1 protein-coding gene is annotated in these 579 nt (G+C 30.1%); it reads left to right on the forward strand.

The window, feature by feature from the left end; all coding sequences use genetic code 11:
- A partial coding sequence (locus IE124_RS35975) for an aminotransferase class III-fold pyridoxal phosphate-dependent enzyme (protein WP_189514041.1) occupies window positions 1–579 on the forward strand: 579 nt, incomplete at both ends.

Raw genomic sequence — 579 nt, forward strand, 5'->3', positions numbered from 1 at the left:
TTAAAGGGCAGGGTAGTAAAATCTGGGTTCAAGATGGTAGTGAATATATTGATTTTGCAGGTGGAATAGCAGTTAATGCGCTCGGACATAGCAATCCAGCACTAATTTCAGCATTAAAAGAACAAGCTGATAAAATATGGCATTTATCTAATCTTTATACTAATGAACCTGCATTATGTTTAGCAAAAAAATTAGTAAAAAAAACTTTCGCTGATAAGGTTTTCTTTTGTTCTAGTGGGGCAGAAGCTAATGAAGCTGCATTAAAATTAGCTAGACGTTATTCTTATGAATTTTTTGGTTCCCAAAAAAATATAATTATTTCTTTTAACAAAGCTTTTCATGGACGTACTTTTTTTACTGTAAATGTAGGAGGAAAAAAAAAATATTCTAAAGGTTTTGGACCTGCTCCAACCGGAATAAGACACGCTGAATTTAATAACTTAAATAGTATTCGTAAATTAATTAATACTTATACAAGTGCTGTTATTATAGAACCAATACAAGGTGAAGGTGGTATAAACGTAGCAGAATATTATTTTTTAGAAGAATTACGTTATTTATGTAATAAATATAACGCAT

The sequence above is a fragment of the Streptomyces narbonensis genome (assembly GCF_014649015.1).
GTDB classification, from domain to species: Bacteria; Actinomycetota; Actinomycetes; order Streptomycetales; family Streptomycetaceae; genus Streptomyces; species Streptomyces narbonensis.